Source organism: Nocardia asteroides (genome assembly GCF_900637185.1).
GTDB classification, from domain to species: domain Bacteria; phylum Actinomycetota; class Actinomycetes; order Mycobacteriales; family Mycobacteriaceae; genus Nocardia; species Nocardia asteroides.
The window spans coordinates 53,563-71,483 of the sequence record NZ_LR134352.1 but is presented as its reverse complement, the minus strand read 5'-3'; the positions used below and the strand labels follow the sequence as shown (position 1 = coordinate 71,483).

General features: G+C 69.9%; 21 protein-coding genes. 16 read left to right on the top strand and 5 right to left on the bottom strand.

Features of this window, described 5'->3' with window-relative positions:
• Positions 1 to 192 precede the first annotated feature (192 nt).
• The 9 genes from hemL (at position 193) to EL493_RS00340 (ending at position 7,867) form a co-directional block, all read left to right on the top strand.
• On the top strand, positions 193 to 1,530 hold the full coding sequence (hemL, locus tag EL493_RS00380) for a glutamate-1-semialdehyde 2,1-aminomutase (RefSeq protein WP_030201218.1): 1,338 nt from the start codon (positions 193 to 195) through the stop codon (positions 1,528 to 1,530).
• The gene (locus EL493_RS00375) at positions 1,527 to 2,264 is read left to right on the top strand and encodes a histidine phosphatase family protein (protein WP_019049445.1); all 738 of its coding nucleotides are present in this window, start codon (positions 1,527 to 1,529) and stop codon (positions 2,262 to 2,264) included. Before hemL ends, EL493_RS00375 begins: the two co-directional genes overlap by 4 nt.
• Positions 2,261 to 2,902 (top strand): TlpA disulfide reductase family protein, encoded by a 642-nt coding sequence (locus tag EL493_RS00370; RefSeq protein ID WP_019049444.1) that lies wholly within the window; start codon positions 2,261 to 2,263, stop codon positions 2,900 to 2,902. The genes EL493_RS00375 and EL493_RS00370 overlap by 4 nt, the downstream gene beginning before the upstream one ends.
• Entirely contained in the window at positions 2,899 to 3,126 is a 228-nt protein-coding gene (locus tag EL493_RS00365) for a hypothetical protein (protein WP_126405499.1), read from the top strand. The genes EL493_RS00370 and EL493_RS00365 overlap by 4 nt, the downstream gene beginning before the upstream one ends.
• Complete coding sequence (locus tag EL493_RS00360; RefSeq protein ID WP_019049442.1) at positions 3,126 to 3,938, top strand: cytochrome c biogenesis CcdA family protein; 813 nt, start codon at positions 3,126 to 3,128, stop codon at positions 3,936 to 3,938. The genes EL493_RS00365 and EL493_RS00360 overlap by 1 nt, the downstream gene beginning before the upstream one ends.
• Positions 3,938 to 5,572 carry a cytochrome c biogenesis protein ResB gene (resB, locus tag EL493_RS00355; protein ID WP_019049441.1) on the top strand — a complete coding sequence of 545 codons (1,635 nt, stop codon included), beginning with the start codon at positions 3,938 to 3,940 and terminating at the stop codon, positions 5,570 to 5,572. Before EL493_RS00360 ends, resB begins: the two co-directional genes overlap by 1 nt.
• Positions 5,572 to 6,537 (top strand): c-type cytochrome biogenesis protein CcsB, encoded by a 966-nt coding sequence (gene ccsB / locus EL493_RS00350; RefSeq protein ID WP_019049440.1) that lies wholly within the window; start codon positions 5,572 to 5,574, stop codon positions 6,535 to 6,537. The genes resB and ccsB overlap by 1 nt, the downstream gene beginning before the upstream one ends.
• A gap of 75 nt (positions 6,538 to 6,612) precedes the next feature.
• Entirely contained in the window at positions 6,613 to 7,344 is a 732-nt protein-coding gene (locus EL493_RS00345; RefSeq protein ID WP_019049439.1) for a hypothetical protein, read from the top strand.
• A 223-nt stretch (positions 7,345 to 7,567) separates the two neighbouring features.
• On the top strand, positions 7,568 to 7,867 hold the full coding sequence (locus tag EL493_RS00340; RefSeq protein WP_126405496.1) for a DUF4189 domain-containing protein: 300 nt from the start codon (positions 7,568 to 7,570) through the stop codon (positions 7,865 to 7,867).
• Positions 7,868 to 7,907: 40 nt separating this feature from the next.
• Here EL493_RS00340 and EL493_RS00335 read toward each other — a convergent pair whose 3' ends face one another.
• The 3 genes from EL493_RS00335 to EL493_RS00325 all read right to left on the bottom strand — a co-directional run bounded on the left by EL493_RS00335 (position 7,908) and on the right by EL493_RS00325 (position 9,150).
• Positions 7,908 to 8,561, bottom strand: coding sequence for a hypothetical protein (locus EL493_RS00335; protein ID WP_022566187.1), 654 nt, complete (start codon positions 8,559 to 8,561; stop codon positions 7,908 to 7,910).
• 68 nt (positions 8,562 to 8,629) lie between these two features.
• On the bottom strand, positions 8,630 to 8,824 hold the full coding sequence (locus tag EL493_RS00330; protein ID WP_036835346.1) for a hypothetical protein: 195 nt from the start codon (positions 8,822 to 8,824) through the stop codon (positions 8,630 to 8,632).
• 116 nt (positions 8,825 to 8,940) lie between these two features.
• A complete protein-coding gene (locus tag EL493_RS00325) occupies positions 8,941 to 9,150 on the bottom strand; it encodes a BldC family transcriptional regulator (RefSeq protein WP_019049435.1) in 210 nt (69 codons plus the stop codon).
• A 165-nt stretch (positions 9,151 to 9,315) separates the two neighbouring features.
• Here EL493_RS00325 and EL493_RS00320 point away from each other — a divergent pair, with 165 nt between their 5' ends.
• From EL493_RS00320 to EL493_RS00295, 6 genes are all read left to right on the top strand, one after another.
• Positions 9,316 to 9,642: a DUF4229 domain-containing protein gene (locus tag EL493_RS00320; RefSeq protein ID WP_019049434.1), complete on the top strand. Its 327-nt coding sequence runs from the start codon at positions 9,316 to 9,318 to the stop codon at positions 9,640 to 9,642.
• Positions 9,639 to 10,724 (top strand): L-cysteine desulfhydrase Cds1, encoded by a 1,086-nt coding sequence (cds1, locus tag EL493_RS00315; RefSeq protein ID WP_019049433.1) that lies wholly within the window; start codon positions 9,639 to 9,641, stop codon positions 10,722 to 10,724. The genes EL493_RS00320 and cds1 overlap by 4 nt, the downstream gene beginning before the upstream one ends.
• A 50-nt stretch (positions 10,725 to 10,774) precedes the next feature.
• Complete coding sequence (locus EL493_RS00310) at positions 10,775 to 11,317, top strand: dihydrofolate reductase family protein (RefSeq protein ID WP_019049432.1); 543 nt, start codon at positions 10,775 to 10,777, stop codon at positions 11,315 to 11,317.
• A 51-nt stretch (positions 11,318 to 11,368) separates the two neighbouring features.
• A complete protein-coding gene (locus tag EL493_RS00305) occupies positions 11,369 to 11,590 on the top strand; it encodes a hypothetical protein (RefSeq protein ID WP_019049431.1) in 222 nt (73 codons plus the stop codon).
• Positions 11,590 to 12,165, top strand: coding sequence for a Clp protease N-terminal domain-containing protein (locus tag EL493_RS00300; RefSeq protein ID WP_019049430.1), 576 nt, complete (start codon positions 11,590 to 11,592; stop codon positions 12,163 to 12,165). Before EL493_RS00305 ends, EL493_RS00300 begins: the two co-directional genes overlap by 1 nt.
• Before the next feature lie 62 nt (positions 12,166 to 12,227).
• Positions 12,228 to 12,614 carry a phage holin family protein gene (locus tag EL493_RS00295; protein WP_019049429.1) on the top strand — a complete coding sequence of 129 codons (387 nt, stop codon included), beginning with the start codon at positions 12,228 to 12,230 and terminating at the stop codon, positions 12,612 to 12,614.
• An 18-nt stretch (positions 12,615 to 12,632) separates the two neighbouring features.
• Here the strand turns inward: EL493_RS00295 and EL493_RS00290 are convergent, their stop codons facing one another.
• Both EL493_RS00290 and EL493_RS00285 read right to left on the bottom strand, forming a co-directional pair.
• Positions 12,633 to 13,502 (bottom strand): 1,4-dihydroxy-2-naphthoate polyprenyltransferase, encoded by an 870-nt coding sequence (locus tag EL493_RS00290; protein WP_019049428.1) that lies wholly within the window; start codon positions 13,500 to 13,502, stop codon positions 12,633 to 12,635.
• Between the two features lie 28 nt (positions 13,503 to 13,530).
• Positions 13,531 to 13,989, bottom strand: coding sequence for an SRPBCC family protein (locus EL493_RS00285; RefSeq protein WP_019049427.1), 459 nt, complete (start codon positions 13,987 to 13,989; stop codon positions 13,531 to 13,533).
• Positions 13,990 to 14,104: 115 nt separating this feature from the next.
• Between EL493_RS00285 and EL493_RS00280 the strand changes: the two genes are divergently transcribed.
• Positions 14,105 to 17,902, top strand: coding sequence for an AfsR/SARP family transcriptional regulator (locus EL493_RS00280; protein ID WP_022566188.1), 3,798 nt, complete (start codon positions 14,105 to 14,107; stop codon positions 17,900 to 17,902).
• Positions 17,903 to 17,921 lie beyond the last annotated feature (19 nt).

Genomic DNA, 17,921 nt, shown 5'->3' with positions numbered 1-17,921 from the left:
TGATTACCGATGTCGGACCACTGGGGTGCCAGAGCAGCCCGCAGCGTAGCCGCAGGCCAGGACGTCGTGATCGAATTCGTCCGCGCGCGAGGGCGGCGTGTCGGGCGTGTCGCCGGTGGGTCGCTGCGGTCTGGGTCACTGTGCTCCACCCTGTCGTCCGGCGCGCCGAGGCGAGCTGAGAGACTGGAATCCGTGAGTTCTTCTCCGCGCGCGACCAGGTCATCGGTGCCGGTTTCCGCCCAGCTCTTCGAGCGGGCTGCTTCGGTGATCCCGGGTGGTGTCAATTCCCCGGTCCGTGCGTTCAATTCGGTCGGCGGGACGCCCCGGTTCATCGCGTCGGCGAACGGCTACACCCTGGTCGACGCCGACGGCAACGAGTACGTGGATCTGGTCTGTTCGTGGGGCCCGATGATCCTGGGCCACGCGCATCCCGCCGTCGTCGAGGCGGTGCAGCGCGCGGCCACCGGCGGGCTGTCCTTCGGCGCGCCCACCGAGGCCGAGATCGAGCTGGCCGAGGCCATCGCGGCCCGGGTCGAGCCGGTCGAGCGGGTGCGGTTGGTGAACTCCGGCACCGAGGCCACGATGAGCGCGGTGCGGCTGGCGCGCGGCTTCACCGGCCGGTCCAAGATCGTGAAGTTCTCCGGCTGCTATCACGGCCACGTCGACGCCCTGCTGGCCGACGCGGGCTCGGGCGTGGCGACGCTGGGTCTGCCGACCTCGCCCGGTGTCACCGGCGCGCAGGCCGCCGACACCATCGTGCTGCCCTACAACGACCTCGCCGCCGTCGCGGCCGCCTTCGAGGCCAATCCCGGTCAGATCGCGTGCGTGATCACCGAGGCCGCCGCGGGCAATATGGGCGCGGTCGCGCCGCTGCCCGGTTTCAACGAGGGACTGCGCACGCTCGCGCACGACAACGGCGCGCTGCTGATCATGGACGAGGTGATGACCGGGTTCCGCGTCAGCGCGTCCGGTTGGTACGGCCGCGAAGGTGTCGCGGGTGACCTCTACACCTTCGGCAAGGTGATGAGCGGTGGCCTGCCCGCCGCCGCGTTCGGCGGTCGCGCCGAGATCATGAACAACCTGGCCCCGCTCGGCCCGGTCTACCAGGCGGGCACCCTGTCCGGTAACCCCGTCGCCGTCGCGGCGGGCCTGGCGACGCTGCGCGCGGCCGACGCCGAGGTGTACGCGGCGCTGGACCGCAACGCCGATCGGCTCGGCACGCTCTTCGCGAAAGCCCTGACCGAAGCCGGGGTCGAGCATCAAGTGCAGTTCGCAGGCAATATGGTGAGCGTGTTCTTCGCCGATCGCCCGGTGACCGACTACGCGGCCGCCAAGGCGAGTCAGACCTGGCGTTACCCAGCCTTCTTCCACGCCCTGCTCGACGCGGGCGTGTACGCGCCGCCGAGCGCGTTCGAGGCATGGTTCGTCTCCGCGGCGCTCGACGAGGACGCGTTCGACCGTATCGCCGCCGCTCTGCCCGCCGCCGCCCTCGCGGCCGCGGCCGCAACCCCCGAAGGATCGCAAGCGTGAGCTCCGACCAGCCCGACGCAGAATTCCCCACCCCGGTCGTGGAGGACGAGGCGCCGCATCCGGCGCCCGCCGCCGCGCCGCCCGCCATCGACGACGATCCCGCCACCGTCGAAACCATCGTGCACGTACTGCGCCACGGCGAGGTGCACAATCCCAACGGCATCCTGTACGGCCGCCTGCCCGGCTTCAGCCTCTCGGTGACCGGCCGGTCGCAGGCCGCCGCCGTGGCCCGCTCGCTGGCCGACCACGACGTCTCCCTGGTGATCGCCTCCCCGCTGCAGCGCGCCCAGGAGACCGCGGCCCCGATCGCCGCCGCGCACGACGTCATCGTGCGCACCGACGAGAACCTCATCGAGGCGGGCAACACCTTCGAGGGTCTGCGCGTCTCGGTCGGTGACGGCGCCCTGCGCAAGCCGCGGCACTGGTGGAAGCTGCGCGATCCGTTCACCCCGTCCTGGGGCGAGCCGTACCTGCAGATCGCGCACCGGATGCTGGCGGCGGTCAACAAGGCGCGCGTCGAGGGCGCCGGCCACGAGGTGGTGCTGGTCTCGCATCAGCTGCCCGTGTGGACGCTGCGCCGTTTCCTGCAGGGTCAGCGCCTGTGGCACGACCCGCGCAACCGGCAGTGCTCGCTGGCCTCGCTGACCTCGCTCGTCTACCACGGGGATACCCTGGTGGACATCGTGTACTCCGAACCAGCGGGCGCCTCCGACCCTTCGGTTCACGGCGCATGAGACGCTCCACCGCGTCGGTCACCGCCCGCAGCCACCGGCTGCGGGCGCTCACTGCCGTTCTGTCCGCGCTGTTCGTGATCGTCGCCGCCGCGGGCTGTTCGACCGGTACCGATGCGGTGGCAACCGGTGGTGGCACCTTCGAATTCGTCTCACCCGGTGGTAAAACCGATATCTACTACGATCCGCCCGCCAGTCGCGGAACGATCGGCAAGCTCTCGGGGCCCGATCTGATGCACGAGGGAAAGACCGTCTCGGTCGACGATTTCCCGAACCAGATCGTGGTCGTGAATCTGTGGGGACAGTGGTGCGGCCCGTGCCGCGCCGAGTCACCCGCGCTCGAAAAGGTCTACGCGGCGACCAAAGACAAGGGCGTCGCGTTCCTGGGTATCAACGTCCGCGATCACCAGCGCGACAAGGCCCAGGACTTCGTGGTGGACAACAAGATCGAATACCCGTCCATCTACGACCCGTCGATGCGAACCTTGCTCGCCCTCGGCGGAAACTTTCCCACCAGTGTCATTCCGACCACGTTGATCCTGGATCGTCAACACCGGGTCGCCGCGGTCTTCCTTCGCTCGCTATTGGCCGAAGATCTGCAGCCCGTGGTCGAGCGCATCGCCGCCGAGGAGAAGCAGTGAGCCGTCGTCGTCCCGGAAATCTGACCGCGTGTCGTCCCCGCCAGGGCGCGCGCCGTATGGGCGCGGGCTGGACCGTCGACGATCGTTGGGCGGGCATCGCGACCGTCCCGCGCAGCGTCGCCGGTGCCGGCCTGTTCGATTTCGGTCCGGCGGAGCCGGCCGAGACCGAGCGCACCCTGTCGTTGCCCCGCGACGAGCAGCGTGACGAGGACAGCACCGAGTGATGGTGCTCGCCGCAGTCGGGGATTCCTTCCAGCAGACCGCGGCATCGGGTCCGTTGCTGTTGGCGCTGGGTGCCTGCCTGCTCGCGGGCCTGGTGTCGTTCGCTTCACCGTGTGTCGTGCCGTTGGTGCCGGGGTACCTGTCCTATCTGGCCGGGTTGGTCGGGGCCGAGGCGCCACCGGCCACCGCCGCGCAGGCGAGCACGCTCACCGCCACGCGCAGGAGCGCGAAGATGCGGGTGGCCGGTGCCGCCGGATTGTTCGTCGCCGGGTTCACGGTGGTGTTCGTGCTGGCCACGGCCACCGTGTTCGGCGTGATCCAGACCCTCAACGTCAACCGGGAGTTGCTGCAGCGCATCGGCGGTGTGGTGACCATCCTGATGGGTCTGGTGTTCATCGGCCTGGTGCCCGCGCTGCAGCGCGACACCAGGATGGAGCCGCGCCGGTTCACCAGCATCGTCGGCGCGCCCCTGCTCGGCGGGGTGTTCGCGCTGGGCTGGACGCCGTGTCTGGGCCCGACGCTGTCCGGGGTGATGGCGGTGTCCGCGGGCACCGAGGGCACCACCGCGGTGCGCGGGGTGGTGCTGATCGTGGCGTACTGCCTGGGGCTGGGGCTGCCGTTCGTGGTGCTGGCGTTCGGGTCGGCCGGTGCGTTGCGCGGGGTGGGCTGGTTGCGGCGCAATTCGCGCACCATCCAGGTAATCGGGGGTGTTCTGCTCGTCGCCGTCGGCGTCGCGCTGGTCACGGGGGCATGGGACCAGTTCGTCGGCTGGGTGCGTGACGGGTTCGTCTCCGAGGTGACTCTCCCGATCTGATGACTGACACACTGACTACGCCGACCACCCCCACTCCGCCCGTCCGGCAGTCGCTGCCGGGCCGGGCCTGGGCCCTGGTCCGCAATACCTGGCGCGGCCTCACCAGCATGCGCACCGCCCTGGTGCTGCTGTTCCTGCTGGCCCTGGCCGCTATTCCCGGCGCGCTGCTGCCGCAGCGCAGCCTGAACACGCAGAAGGTCGAGCAGTACATCGCCGACCGCCCGACCCTCGGGCCGTGGATGGACCGGTTCGAGCTGTTCGACGTGTTCGGCAGCTTCTGGTTCACCGCCATCTACGTGCTGCTGTTCATCTCCCTGGTCGGCTGCATCCTGCCGCGCTGCTGGGACCACTACCGGGCCCTGCGCACGCCCCCGGTCGCCGCGCCGCGCAACCTCGGGCGGCTGCCGCACCACTTCAGCGAGACCGTCGACGACGACGCCGCGACCGTCGTCGAGCAGGCCCGCGGGCAGCTGCGCGGCTGGCGCACCGAGGTGCGGCCGGGCAAGCGCGACGGCGAGATCACGCTGTCGGCCGAGAAGGGCTACCTGCGCGAGTTCGGCAACCTGGTCTTCCACCTGTCGCTGGTCGGCCTGCTGGCCTCGATCGCGCTGGGCAAGCTGTTCGGTTACGAGGGCAATGTCATCGTGATCGCCGACAACGGGCCCGGTTTCTGCACCACCTCGCCCGCGGTGTTCGACTCGTTCCGCGCGGGCAATGTCAACGACGGCACCGGGATGACCCCGCTGTGCGTGCGGGTCAAGGACTTCAAGGCCGACTACCTGCCCAGCGGCCAGGCCGAGATGTTCACCTCGAACATCGAGTACCAGGCGGGCGAGGACCTGAGCACCGACACCTGGCGCAGCCAGGAACTGCGGGTGAACCATCCGCTGCGCGTCGCCGGTGACCGCGTCTACCTGCAGGGTCACGGGTTCGCGCCGACGTTTACCGTCACCTTCCCGAACGGGCAGACCCGCACCGAGACCATCCAGTGGCGTCCCGACGACGCCCGGACCTTCCTGTCCAGCGGCGTGCTGCGCATCGACCCGCCCGGCGGCATGTACGCCACCGACGAGGAACGCCGCCAGAACCAGATCGCCATCGAGGGCCTGTTCGCCCCGACGGCGCTGTTCCACGGCAGCCTGCTCACCTCGTCGTTCCCGACCATGGACGACCCGGCGGTCGCCGTCGACATCTACCGCGGCAACACCGGCCTCGACACCGGCCGCTCGCAGTCGCTGTTCGCGCTCGACCCGGAGATGATCAAGCAGGGCAGGCTCACCAAGGAGGCGCGGGTCAACCTGCGGCCCGGTGAGTCCACCACGCTGCCCAGCGGCGCGAAGGTCACCTTCGACGGTGCCAAGGAGTTCGTGAACCTCCAGGTCTCGCACGACCCGTGGCAGCAGTGGGTGCTGGTCAGTTCGCTCACGATGATGGCGGGCCTGCTGGTGTCGCTGCTGGTGAAACGGCGCCGGATCTGGATCCGGGCGTACCCGTCCGAGCCCGCGGCAGGTACCGTGGATCAACGACGGACCGTAGTAGAGATGGGCGGTCTGGCCAGAAGCGATCAGGCGGGCTGGGGCGGCGAATTCGACCGGCTGCGCGCGCGGGTACTGGACGCGGAAACGGAGAACTGATGCCGATCGACGAAACGCTGGCACGCTACAGCGACTTCGCCTTTATGTCGGCCATGGCGATCTACGCCCTGGCGCTGGTGTTGTTGCTGGTGCAGTACGCCTCGGCGCGGGCCAAGCAGGTCGCGGCGCGCGAACTGGTCACCGCGGGCGCGCCCGCCGACCCGTCGCTGCCCGGCCGCATCGAGACCCCGTCGTCGCGGCCGCTGGCCGAGCGGCTCGGCAACATGGCGTTCTCGGTGCTGCTGGTCGGCGCGGCGCTGCACGTGGGCTCGATCGTGCTGCGCGGTTTCGCCACGCACCGGTTCCCGCTGGGCAACATGTACGAGTTCACCACCATGGCCACCGCGGCCGCCGTGGTGATCGGCCTGTACTTCCTGCGCGACCAGCGCTACCGGTCCATGTGGGTCTTCCTGCTGGTGCCCGTGCTGATCCTGATGTTCCTGGCCGGCACCGTCCTCTACGCCGACGCCGCCCCGGTCGTCCCCGCGCTGCGGTCGTTCTGGCTGCCGATCCACGTCACCATCGTCAGCATCGGCAGCGGTGTCTTCCTGGTCTCCGGCGTCGCCAGCCTCCTGTACCTGTACCGCATGCGCCAGCCCGCGGGCGAGGAGTCGAGCTCCCTCTTCGGCACCATCGCCCGCCGCCTCCCCGACGCCCGCACCCTCGACCAGCTCGCCTACAAAACCACCATCATCGGCTTCCCCCTCTTCGGCGCGGGCGTCATCCTCGGCGCCATCTGGGCCGAAGCCGCCTGGGGCCGCTTCTGGGGCTGGGACCCCAAGGAAACCTGCTCCTTCATCGCCTGGGTCCTCTACGCCGCCTACCTCCACGCCCGAGCCACCTCGGGCTGGCGCGACACCAAAGCCGCCTGGATCAACATCGCCGGCTTCGTCGCCATGCTCTTCAACTTGTTCATCATCAACATGGTGATCTCGGGGTTGCACAGCTACGCCGGTCTGAACTGAACTACCCGACCAGGATTCGGGGCTTTCGACTTCCGCCGATCGGTGGTCGTGTGATGCGCGGGTTAGCGTGGTGCCGTGGGACGCAAGGTGATGACCAGGCTGATCCTTGAAGTCGAATCGGGGTTTTCCGAACTCGGGTATGTGCGGATCCCGGTGGAAGGGCTGTCGCGTGATTCGGATGAGGGCGAACGTATCGTCTTGGCGTGCGGTGACGTCGATGCGCTGAATCTGCGGCGCCAGATTCGGATCGCGGTGTTCAGGCGAAGTTCCGGCGCTCATCAAGTCTTCGGGCAGATCGCGCTGGTATGCGACGCGGTCGCCGACGTATTCGACTCCCTTCCCGATGCTGCCCGCCTGCACGCGAATCTAGGTTTCGAGGTGCCGGGCACCGTTGTGGAGACTTCACTGACCGACCTCATCGGTGTCGAGCGTCATTTCGCACCACAGATTTTCGACGTCGATGATGTCGCCCGCGTGGTGAGTGGCCTGGTCCGCGTCGTTTCGGAGCGTGGCAGTACGTGGTTCGCCGAGTGGTCGACGTTCGACAGCATTCTCTCCGCCGCCTGCCATCGACGGCGAGTGTCGTTCGCGCGGTGGAACATAGACCCCGTCGCCTTTCGCGCGGCGATCGTGCTCGGTGTGTGTAATGGCGAGTTTCAGGCTGTGTCGCGGGCGATGGATTGGTATCGCGGCCGATGGACCGGAATGAACAGTAGCGACTCGCGGGAACGGGCCAGGGCGCTGGATGAACACCTGCGGGAGATCAGCGTGGAATATCGGGAGTTCCGACGATCTCTGAGGGGATAGCCCTGCGCGGTCGGCGCCGAAACCGTTGTCGCACAAGCTTTGACCTCGACGCCCGGAGCATCGATAATGATCGGTTCGGCTCGAGGTGGGGCCGGTTATCGGGCGGAGGATTCCGGGTGGGAAAGCTTATTTCGGTGATGGTGGCTGTGGCGGGGATGGTTGTCGGGGGAGTTGGGGTCGCGGGGCGGAGGGGGGTGACGACGGGCTTCACGGGGTGATCGTCATGGATCGGGCGGATTCCTCGCACGTCGTGTCGGCGGTGAACTATCCGAGCTGGGAGGACGCGGAGGCGAGTGCGCGGGGGTTGTGTGACCGGCCGGATTGTGTGGTCGTCGCGCGGTTCGTCGATGAATGCGCGTCGCTGGCGGTGACCGGGCGGGACAAGCGTGGGCGCAGCGGCGACTATCGGGTGCGCATCGCGGCGACCGCTCAGGAGGCGGAAGCGGCGGCGGTCGCGGCGGCCAGGGAGCTCGGGCCGGGGCCGGTGCTGGCCAAGACGTACTGCACCGGCGAGCAGGGCTGAGCCGGGGACGCAGGCCCCGCGATCGGGGCCTGCGGACGGGTCAGCAGTAGTAGCAGATCTTGTTGGCCGGGAGTTCCACGTGGCAGTTCAGGCACACGGGCTTGCGGACCGGTTCCGGCTTGGGCACGGTGACGGTGCGGCGGGCGGCGGCGGTGCGCTTGGGCTTGACGGCGGCCTCGGCCGCTTCGGCGGCGGCGAGGTCCTGGGAGGTCTGGTGGCGCAGCGCCGCGACCTTCGGGGGGAGGGTGGGCAGGCCACCGTCGGCGGGGAGGTCGGTGGCGTAGTGCTGGTAGCACTGCCAGCGGGCGGCGGCGGCGTGCATCTCCAGATCGTCGGGGATGGGCAGGCCCGCGAGTTCGAGGATGTAGCGGTAGCCGGTGCCCACCGTCTGGTTCTTGCGCACGCACAGCGCGCTCAGCGGCGGCTCGTTGTTCTTGTGACAGTGCTCGGCGACCCGGTCCAGCACGACGGGCAGCCAGTGCTGCCATTTGACCTGCGTGCGGATCCCGGATTCCTCCTGGACCAGCTCGGCCAGCTCCGTGTTGACGATGAAGTTGTTGAACCTGGTCGCGGTGTCCGCGAGCACCTCGTGTGCCGCGCGAGTCCACGCCGACCGTGCCTCGGTGAACGTCACGGCGCTGCCGTCGGCCGCGCGCCAGGTGGTCGGAATGGAACTCTGCTGCACATCGATCACCGGAATACGTTATCTACCCGGGTTTTTCGCGGTGCATCGGGGGGTATGTGGGAAAGGTCACGTCCGAGCTACAGGTCGGACTGGCCGGAATCGTCGCGGTGCTGCTTGTTCAGGCGCCACAGGAATTCCGGGTCGTCGTCGGGGCCGAGGATCGGTCTACGCGAAGGGGGACCGGAATACGGGCGGGGCTTCTCCGGGCCGAACGCCTTCCAGCACAACACCGCGACGGCCACGATCGCGATGAGTGCCAACAGGTACGTCACGTCGCTCACCTCCTGCTATCGAGGGTAGCCGTGTCCGTGCCATGTGCACATCCGCAACAGAAGGGAAATTTCCGGCGAACGCGAGCCCGCGGACGGACTCGCGCCTGCCGGTCGGGTCAGCGCGGAGCTGCCTCGGTGGTGAGCGATTTGAGCAACTGCAGAACCTCGGACTCGCGGAATCGGCGATGCCCGCCCGGAGTGCGCAGCGAACCGAGCCTGCCCGCATGGGCCCACCGAGTGACGGTCTTGGGGTCTACGTGGAACATGGCGGCCACTTGGCCTGGTGTCAGCAGAGTGTCCTGGCCGCCGACGGTGATCGCAGTCATAGCTAACCTCTCCGTTCTCGACAGTTCCCTCATCAGATGGCGTCATCGTCGCACTGCGACCCCCACGTAGTCGAACCACCTACTGTTGGTAAAGGGGAAGTAATAGACAAAAGCCGCGAACGGGGCCGCATCGGGCCAGGCCGCGACGGGGTTAGGCTGTTGGGCGTGAGTGAAGCAACTGGTCAGCAAGGTTCTGGCGCGGGGAAGCGGCTGTTCCGCAATCTGGCGCTCTACACGCTGGCCCGCCTCGGGCTCGTCGTGGTGATCGCCGCGCTCATCATCGGCATCGCCAAGCTCATCGGCGTGGAGATCCCGATCATCGTAGCGGCGCTGTTCGCGCTGATCGTCGCGATGCCGCTGTCGCTGACCCTGTTCAAGAAACTGCGCACCAAGGTGAACGAGGACATCGCCGTCGTCGACGCGCGCCGCCGCCAGGACAAGGCGCAGCTGCGGGCCCGATTGCGGGGTGACGACGACGGGTCCGCTGCGTGAAATACCTCGATCGCAGCGCCCCGCGTGACTGGGTCGACAACGCCGTCCGGCTGATCGACGCGGATTCCCAGCGCTCGGCCGACACCCACCTGTTGCGGTATCCGCTGCCCGCCGCCTGGCCGGTGCAGCTGTACCTCAAGGACGAGTCGACCCACATCACCGGCAGCCTCAAGCACCGGCTGGCCCGTTCGCTATTTCTGTACGCGATCTGCAACGGCTGGGTCACCGAGGGCACCACGGTGATCGAGGCGTCGTCGGGGTCGACGGCGGTGAGCGAGGCCTATTTCGCGAACCTGCTCGGACTGGATTTCGTGGCGGTGATGCCGGCGAGCACCTCACCGCAGAAGATCGCGCTGATCGAGGCCCAGGGCGGCCGGTGCCATTTCGTGGAGCGCGGGCCGGAGATGTACACCGAGGCCAAGCGCCTGGCCGCCGAGACCGGCGGGCATTTCATGGACCAGTTCACCCACGCCGAGCGCGCGACCGACTGGCGCGGCAACAACAACATCGCCGAATCCATCTTCCAGCAGCTGGCGCTGGAGACCCACCCGATCCCGGAGTGGATCGTGGTCGGCGCGGGCACCGGCGGCACCAGCGCCACCATCGGCCGCTACATCCGCTATCGCAGGCATGCCACGCGGCTGGCCGTGGTGGACCCGGAGCACTCGGCGTTCTTCGGCGGGTACGAGACCGGGGACGCGGGCTACGAGACCGGGATGCCGTCGCGGATCGAGGGCATCGGCAGGCCGCGGGTGGAGCCGTCGTTCGTGGGGCAGGTGGTCGACCGGATGGTCGTCGTTCCCGACGCCGCCTCGGTGGCCACCGCCCGGCATGCCAGCGTGGCGCTCGGGCGTCGCGTGGGCGGGTCGACGGGGACGAACCTGTGGGGCGCGTTCCACCTGGTCTCCGAACTGCTCGCCGAGGGCCGCAGCGGCAGCGTGGTGACGCTGCTGTGCGACGGTGGCGACCGCTACGCGGGCACGTACTTCGACGACGCGTGGGTCGCCAGTCAGCACCTCGACCTCGCCGGGCCCACCGCCGTACTCACCGAATTCCTCGGCACCGGCCGCTGGCACGGCTGACGGCGAAACCTGACCGGAGATGTCAGGTTTCGCTGCCAGGATCGGTGGTCATGACGACCCGCTACTACACCGCCGCCAGTCTCGACGGCTACATCGCCGACCCCGACAACTCGCTGGACTGGCTGATGGCCGTGACCGATGCCGAGCCGGCCACCGGCGATATCGACGAGTTCCTGCGCGAGGTCGGTGTCCTGTGTCTGGGTGCGACGACCTACGAGTGGATGGCGGCCAACGATCCGCCCGGGCACTGGGGTGAGAACTACGGCGATCGGCCCGCCTGGGTGTTCACGCACCGTGAGCTGCCCGCGATTCCCGACGCGCGGGTGCGTTTCGTCCAGGGGCCGGTGGCGTCGATACATGCCGAGATGGTGGCCGCGGCGGGGGATCGCGACATCTGGATTCTGGGCGGTGGTGAGCTCGCCGGGCAGTTCGCCGACGCGGGCCTGCTCGACGAGGTGATCGTCGGCGTCACGCCGGTGACGCTGGGCGGTGGTGCGCCGTTGCTGCCGCGCCGAATCCTGGCCGATCGGCTGCGGCTGGTGGATGTCGCGCGGATGGGGCAGTTCGCGAAGCTGGTCTACCGGCTGAGCTGATTCGTCAATTTTTGTTGACAACTCGGGGGATCGTCAATCAAAATTGACGCCATGACCGATGCAACGACGCTCGCCTCGGCGGCGGGCAATCCCGATCCGGCGGTCGGCCTGCGGGCGGTACTCGCGCTGCGCAGGCTGGCCGACCGGCTCGAAACCATCCAGGTGGCCAATGCCAGAGCCAACGGCTGGTCCTGGCAGGCGATTGCCGAAGCGCTCGAGGTGAGCAAGCAGGCGGTGCATCAGAAACACAACCGGAAGGGCGGTACCCGCTGATGTTCGAGAAGTTCAGCCGAGATGCCAGGGTGGCGGTCGTGAGCGCCCAGGACGAGGCCAAAGACCTGGGCGCCGACCGGATCGGGCCGGAGCACGTGCTGCTCGGCGTCGTGTCGAACGCCGGCCCCGCCCTCCGGACCGTGCTCGACGCGCGCGGCATCACCGCCGACAGCGTGCGCGCCGTACTCGCCCGTGGCACCACCGCCACCCCGCTGGGCGCCGACGACGCCGCGGCGCTGCGTTCGATCGGCATCGACCTCGACGCGGTCCAGGCCAGCATCGCCGAGAACTTCGGGGCGGCGGCGTGGGAGCAGGCCGAACCGGAGAGCAAGCGCGGTGTTCTCGGGCGGATGCTCGGCGCCGGGCACATCCCGTTCACGCGGACGGCCAAGAAGACGCTCGAACTCGCGCTGCGCGAAGCCATTCACCGCAAGGATCGCGAGATCTCCACGACCTACCTGCTGCTCGGGATCCTGCGGGCCGCCGATCCGGCCACCACCGACCTGCTCGGCGGTCGCGACGGCGCCGCCGCGTTGCGCGCCGACCTCTACGGACTACTCGACCGGGCCGCGTGAATTCTGTACCGGGTGTGTGTCAGACCCGCCGCAATGTCCGTTTCCGGGCCTAGCATGGCTCTATGCAGCTAGCCATTCGACTGGTCATCAACGCCATTGCCATCTGGGCCGCGGCGGCGTGGATCGACAAGATCGACATCCTGGTCCCGGCCGACTGGGGAAACTGGGGCAAGGCCCTGGTGATCCTGATCGTCGCGGCGGTGTTCACCGCGGTGAACGCCCTCATCAAGCCGATCGTCAAACTCCTGTCCCTGCCGTTCGTGATCCTCACGCTCGGGCTGTTCCTGCTGCTGGTGAACGCGGGCATGCTGTGGCTGACCGCGAAGATCACCGAACTGTCCGACTACGGTCTGCGCGTCGACGGTTTCTGGGCGGCGTTCTGGGGCGGTGTGATCATCTCGCTGGTCAACTGGGTCCTCGGCATCATCGTCCCGGACGGCGACGACTAGCCGGTGCGCCGGCCGGGCTCAGCCGAGCCCGACCGCCAGCGCGCTCAGCGCCGACCAGGCCAGCAGTGCCAGCCCGGAATCGCGCAGGGCGGGAATCAGTTCCAGCCCGCCCTTGCCCGAGCGCACCGGCGCGTTGGCGCGGATCGCCAGCGGCAACGCCAGCAGTCCGGCCAGCGCGAACGGCGTGCGCGCCACCAGCGCCACGCTGATCACGAACGGCGCGGCCAGCAGCACCAGGTGCAGGGTGCGGGTGCGCGCGTCGCCGAGTTTCACCGCGAGGGTGACCTTTCCGGCCTCGGTGTCGGTGGGGATGTCGCGCAGGTTGTTGGCCACCAGGACGGCGCTGGAGAACGCGCCGACGCCGATCGCCAGCAACAGCCCCACCCAGTCGACCCGCAGCGCCTGCACGTACTGGGTGCCGAGGACCGCGACCAGGCCGAAGAACACGAACACCGCGATCTCACCGAAACCGCTGTAGCCGTACGGCTTGCTACCGCCGGTGTAGAACCAGGCGCCGGCCAGGCACAGCGCGCCGATCAGCACCAGCCACCAGGCGGTGGTCACGGCCAGCACCAGGCCGGCCACCGCGCCGATCGCCAGGCTGAGCACGGCGGCGGTGCGGACGGCCGTGGGGGAGGCCAGTTTGGAGCCGACCAGCCGCAGCGGGCCGACCCGCACGTCGTCGGTGCCGCGGATGCCGTCGGAGTAATCGTTGGCGTAGTTCACACCGACGATCAGGGCCAGCGAAACCAGCAGCGCCAGTATCGCTTTCCACCAGACGGCGCCGTCGATCGACGCGGCCGCGCCGGTGCCCGCGATGACCGGTGCGATCGCGTTGGGCAGCGTCCGCGGCCGGGCGCCCTCGATCCATTCCGCTGCTGTAGCCATGGATCGAAGCCTAGCCCCGGTGCCGAGACTAGGCGGATTCGGCGATCGTCTTCAGCCGGGCCAGGCCCTTGTCGAAGTCCTTGCCGATCAGGTTGTCGATCGGGAACACCTTGCCCAGCATGCCCATCAGGCCCGAGTGGGTGCCGGTCATCCGCCAGGTGACCTCGGTGCCGCCCGCGGTGGGCGTGAGGGTGAAGGTGACGAAGTTGGTGGCCTTGAACGGCTTCTCGAAGACCAGCTCGATGCCGATCTCGCGCTCGGCGTCGGCCTTGATCTCCATCGCGCCCGCGCCGGCCTTGCGGTTGCCGCGCCAGGTGTAGCGGGCGCCGAGGCCGGATTCGGGCCCGGTGTAGGTGCGGGCCAGCTGCGGGTCGGCGTCCTCCCAGGGCGACCACAGTCGCCACTGGCGGAAGTTGTCGATGAAACCGTGGATTCGCGCGGGGTCGGCGGCGATGGTCGTGCGCCGGGTCACCTCGAAGTCGCCCATGCGCAGCAGCCTAAGCCCGACCGGTGACAATTTCGTGGCGCGCGCGGACCGCTGTGTCGGCTGGTCCGCGCGAACCGGGAGCCCGTCGGCGCACTCGCCTACGATGACTTGCGGCATGTCTGCACAGCACCTCGGCCCGGACGGGCCGCATTCCACCGTGTCGGTGGCGGTTTCCCACCCGGTCGTGGGTGTGCTCGGCGTGATCGCGATCCGGCGCGGCGAGGAGCTGGTCGCGCTGCCCGGCGCCCGGGCGCGGGTGCTGCTCACCGCGCTGGCGGTGCGGCCGGGCCGGGCCCGCAGCGCGCAGAGCCTCGTCGACGAAGTGTGGGGCGATCAGCCGCCTCGCGCACCCATGAACGCGCTGCATACCCAGGTCTCCCGGCTGCGGGCGCTGCTGCCCGAGGGCGCGCTGGAGATCGGCCCGGCCGGGTATCGGCTCACCCTGCCCACCGACGCCGTCGACCTGACCGCGGCCGCCGCTCTGGCCCGCCGGGCCGACGAACTGCTCGCGGCCGGTGACATCGACGCCGGTCTGACCGCGATCGGTGCCGCGCGTGCCCTCTGGCGTGGTGAGCCCGGCGCCGACCTGCCCGACTCCGGCCCCGCCGAGGACCTGCGCGCCGCCGCCGGCCAGCTGGGCCGCGACCTCACCCGCGTCGCTCTCGCCGCCCACACGGCCCGTGGGGACCTGGCCGCCGCGCTGCCCCTGGCCCGCGCCGAAGCCGCCGCGAACCCACTGGACGAGGCTGCCCACACCACCCTCATCCGGCTGCTCGCCGCCGACGGCCGCGCCGCCGACGCCCTCGACACCTTCGCCGCCTACCGGATCCGCCTGATCGAGGAACTCGGCGCCGACCCCGGACCTGCGCTGATCGCCTTGAACACCGCCGTCCTGCGCGGCGAACCGATCGAGCTGCCGGGAGCCCGCTCAGTGCGCTCCGGTGCCGTCACCCAGCCCGGCGAGCAGGCGGTCGCGCGCACCGGGCCGACCCCTCCGGATCCCCCCGCACGCCCCCAGGCCGCCGCCGTGCCCGGCCACGGCGAGCCCCGATCGCCAGTTGAGCCCGGAACCGCAGACGCCCACGGAACAGCAGACGCGTCCGGCCCGGCAAGCCCGGCCCGAACACCCGACACTTTCGGCCACCCGGGGGACCTGCTCGACGCGGCCGGTACCGCGGGCCCGGCGGGCGCGTACGGAACGTCCGGTACCGCGGGCCCGGCGGGCGCGTACGGAACGTCCGGTACCGCAGGCTCGGCGGGCGCGTACGGAACGCCCGTGACGGCAGGCTCGGCGGGCGCGTACGGAACGTCCGGTATGTCAGGCGCGGTGGATGGGGGCGCCGTCGCAGGTGTGGTCGACGCGAGGGCGGCCGAGGGCCGCACGCCGTCGCTGTCCGCGCTCGGCTTGCGTGCCGCGCCCAACGAGCTGCTCGGCCGGGCCGCGGATCTGGACGCGATCGCCGAGCTGACCCGGCGCTCGCGGGTGACGACCGTGCTCGGACCGGGCGGCACCGGCAAGACCAGGGTCGCGAACGCGGTCGGTGAGCGGTTCGCGGGCATGCTGCCGGTGGTGCTGGTGGAGCTGGCGCCGGTGCAGGCCGAGTCGGCGAGCACGAAGGCGCGGGCCGACATCGAGGCCGCCATCGGTCACGTGATGGGACTCGGTGAGGTGATGCGTGAGCCGGGCGGATTGCGGCTCGGCCTGCAGATCGACGCGCGCAGGCGGTTGCAGGAGGCGCTCGACGCCCGGCCGATGCTGCTGATCCTGGACAACTGTGAGCACGTGGTCGAGTCGGCCGCCGAACTCGTCGCCGATCTGGTCGGCAGCTGCGCGCAGCTGACCGTGCTCACCACCAGCCGGTCACCGCTGGCGATCACCGCCGAATCCGTCTACCCGCTGGCGCCGTTGGCGATCGACGCGGCGGGTTCGCCCGCGACCGACCTGTTCTCGGCGCGGGCCCGCGCGGTCCGCCCGGACGTGCGGCTGGACCCGGAGACCGTGGTCCGGCTGTGCCGCACACTCGACGGCCTGCCGCTGGCGATCGAACTGGCGGCGGCCCGGGTGCGCACGATGAGCGTCGCCGAGATCGAATCCCGCCTCGACCACCGGTTCGCCCTGCTGCGCAGCGGTGACCGGACCGCGCCGCACCGGCACCGCACCCTGCACGCGGTGATCGCGTGGAGCTGGAATCTGCTCGACCCCGATCAGCAGGTGGTGCTGCGCAGGCTGTCGCGGTTCCCGGGCGGATTCACGCTGTCCGCGGCCGAGGTGGTCGGCGCGGGGCCCGAGGTACCCGACGTGGCCGCCGCCATCGAGGGCCTGGTGGGACAGTCGCTGCTCACCGTGCTCGACGATCCCGACGGCACCGGCATCCGCTACCGCATGCTCGAGACGGTGCGCGAATTCGGCGCCGAACAGCTCGACGCGATCGACGCCACCTCGGCGGGCGCCGAGACGGCGCTGGTGCGTGATCGGATGGCCCGCTGGGCCCGCGGATTCGTGCGTGAGGCCGTCGCAAAATACCGGGCCGGGGAGCAGGTTCCCGTCGTGCTGGCGGTGACCGCCGAACTCGACAACCTGGTCGCCATCCTGCGCACCGCCACCGCGCACGCCGACGTCGAGACCGTGTACACGGTGTTCCCGGTGACCGCGACCGTGTGGGTGATGCGCGGCGCGCACCTGGAGTTCATCGGCTGGGCGGTGCGCCTGGTCGCGATCGCGCCGCCCACACCCGTGTCCGGGCTGGACGCGGATCTGCAGATGGTGACGCACATGCTCACCTGCCTGCATCTGATGTTCCACAACGGCGGTGACGTCCGCCCGGTCGCGATTGCCCGGCTGCGTGCCCGGCGGCTGCTCGCCCACCCCGGCCTCGATCCGGGGCTGCGCCTGCTCGGCAGGCTGATCACGGTGCGGCTCAACCGCGGACGCATCGGCAGGCTGCTCGCCGACGGCGTCCGCTCGCCGGAGCCGACCGCGCGCGTGGCCGCGCTGGTGGCCCGCGCCAACTTCTGGGAGAACGCGGGCAATGTGGTCGGGTCGACCCGGGACTCGCTGCTCGCGCTGACCGATCTGGAGAGCGGGGACGTCTGGGGCACGTCCATGGTGTGCCAGCACCTGGCCCAGCTGTGCGGCCAGTCCGCCCGCTACGCCGAGTCGGTCACCTACTACCGCCGCGCGCTGACCCAGATGCATCGCCTGCGGGTGCACGACGAGATCCTGGAGAGCCGCTGCTACCTGGCCGCCGCCCTGATCGGCTGCGGCCGGCGCGAAGAGGCGAGGGCGGAACTCGATCTCGTCGTCCACTCCGCGGACTCCGGCCTCGGCCAGGTCGACGACCCCACCATCCGCCGCAACCACCGGCTCTCCGGCGTCGCCACCGCGCTCGCCGAACTGGAGCTCGCCGACGGCGAGATCGACGCGGGCCTGCGGCACTACCGCCGCTCGCTGGAACTGATCGGCTGGCCGGAATTCGAGCTGAGCCCCGGCCCGGGCGCGATGATGGTGTCGGCCGCCGCGGTCAGCGCGCACGTCCTGCACGGCAGGGCCGCCGACGCCGCGGACCTGGTGACCCAGATCGTCGCGACCACCGACCGGCGGTTGTCGCAGTACCTGGACCTGCCGCAGATCGGCGGGGTCGCCTGCGCGGTCGGCTCCTATCTGCTGGCGACCGAACCGGGTCGTCCGGAAGGACTCGAACTGCTCACCCTCGCGGTGACTTCGGTGGCCCGGCAGGACTATCCGTCGATGGAGATGGCGCGCCACCTCGCCTTCCACCGCGACACGGTGGGCGCGGAAGCGCTGGCCGAAGCCGTGCGGCGGTCGACCGGCATCCGCCGTCTCGACGCGGCCGCCCGCATCGTCGCGCTCACCATCGGCCTGGACCGACGCGACAGCGGCACCCGACCCTGACGGGTCGGATGCCGCTGGG

Bases quoted from the DNA above. Each gene is read 5' to 3' on its own strand.
- EL493_RS00340 (WP_126405496.1), top strand. From the start codon at position 7,568: ATGGATCGGGCGGATTCCTCGCACGTCGTGTCGGCGGTGAACTATCCG.
- EL493_RS00290 (WP_019049428.1), bottom strand. From the start codon at position 13,502: ATGGCTACAGCAGCGGAATGGATCGAGGGCGCCCGGCCGCGGACGCTG.
- resB (WP_019049441.1), top strand. From the start codon at position 3,938: ATGACTGACACACTGACTACGCCGACCACCCCCACTCCGCCCGTCCGG.
- EL493_RS00300 (WP_019049430.1), top strand. From the start codon at position 11,590: ATGTTCGAGAAGTTCAGCCGAGATGCCAGGGTGGCGGTCGTGAGCGCC.
- EL493_RS00295 (WP_019049429.1), top strand. From the start codon at position 12,228: ATGCAGCTAGCCATTCGACTGGTCATCAACGCCATTGCCATCTGGGCC.
- ccsB (WP_019049440.1), top strand. From the start codon at position 5,572: ATGCCGATCGACGAAACGCTGGCACGCTACAGCGACTTCGCCTTTATG.
- EL493_RS00305 (WP_019049431.1), top strand. From the start codon at position 11,369: ATGACCGATGCAACGACGCTCGCCTCGGCGGCGGGCAATCCCGATCCG.
- EL493_RS00310 (WP_019049432.1), top strand. From the start codon at position 10,775: ATGACGACCCGCTACTACACCGCCGCCAGTCTCGACGGCTACATCGCC.
- EL493_RS00285 (WP_019049427.1), bottom strand. From the start codon at position 13,989: ATGGGCGACTTCGAGGTGACCCGGCGCACGACCATCGCCGCCGACCCC.
- EL493_RS00360 (WP_019049442.1), top strand. From the start codon at position 3,126: ATGGTGCTCGCCGCAGTCGGGGATTCCTTCCAGCAGACCGCGGCATCG.
- EL493_RS00325 (WP_019049435.1), bottom strand. From the start codon at position 9,150: ATGACTGCGATCACCGTCGGCGGCCAGGACACTCTGCTGACACCAGGC.
- EL493_RS00280 (WP_022566188.1), top strand. From the start codon at position 14,105: ATGTCTGCACAGCACCTCGGCCCGGACGGGCCGCATTCCACCGTGTCG.
- EL493_RS00370 (WP_019049444.1), top strand. From the start codon at position 2,261: ATGAGACGCTCCACCGCGTCGGTCACCGCCCGCAGCCACCGGCTGCGG.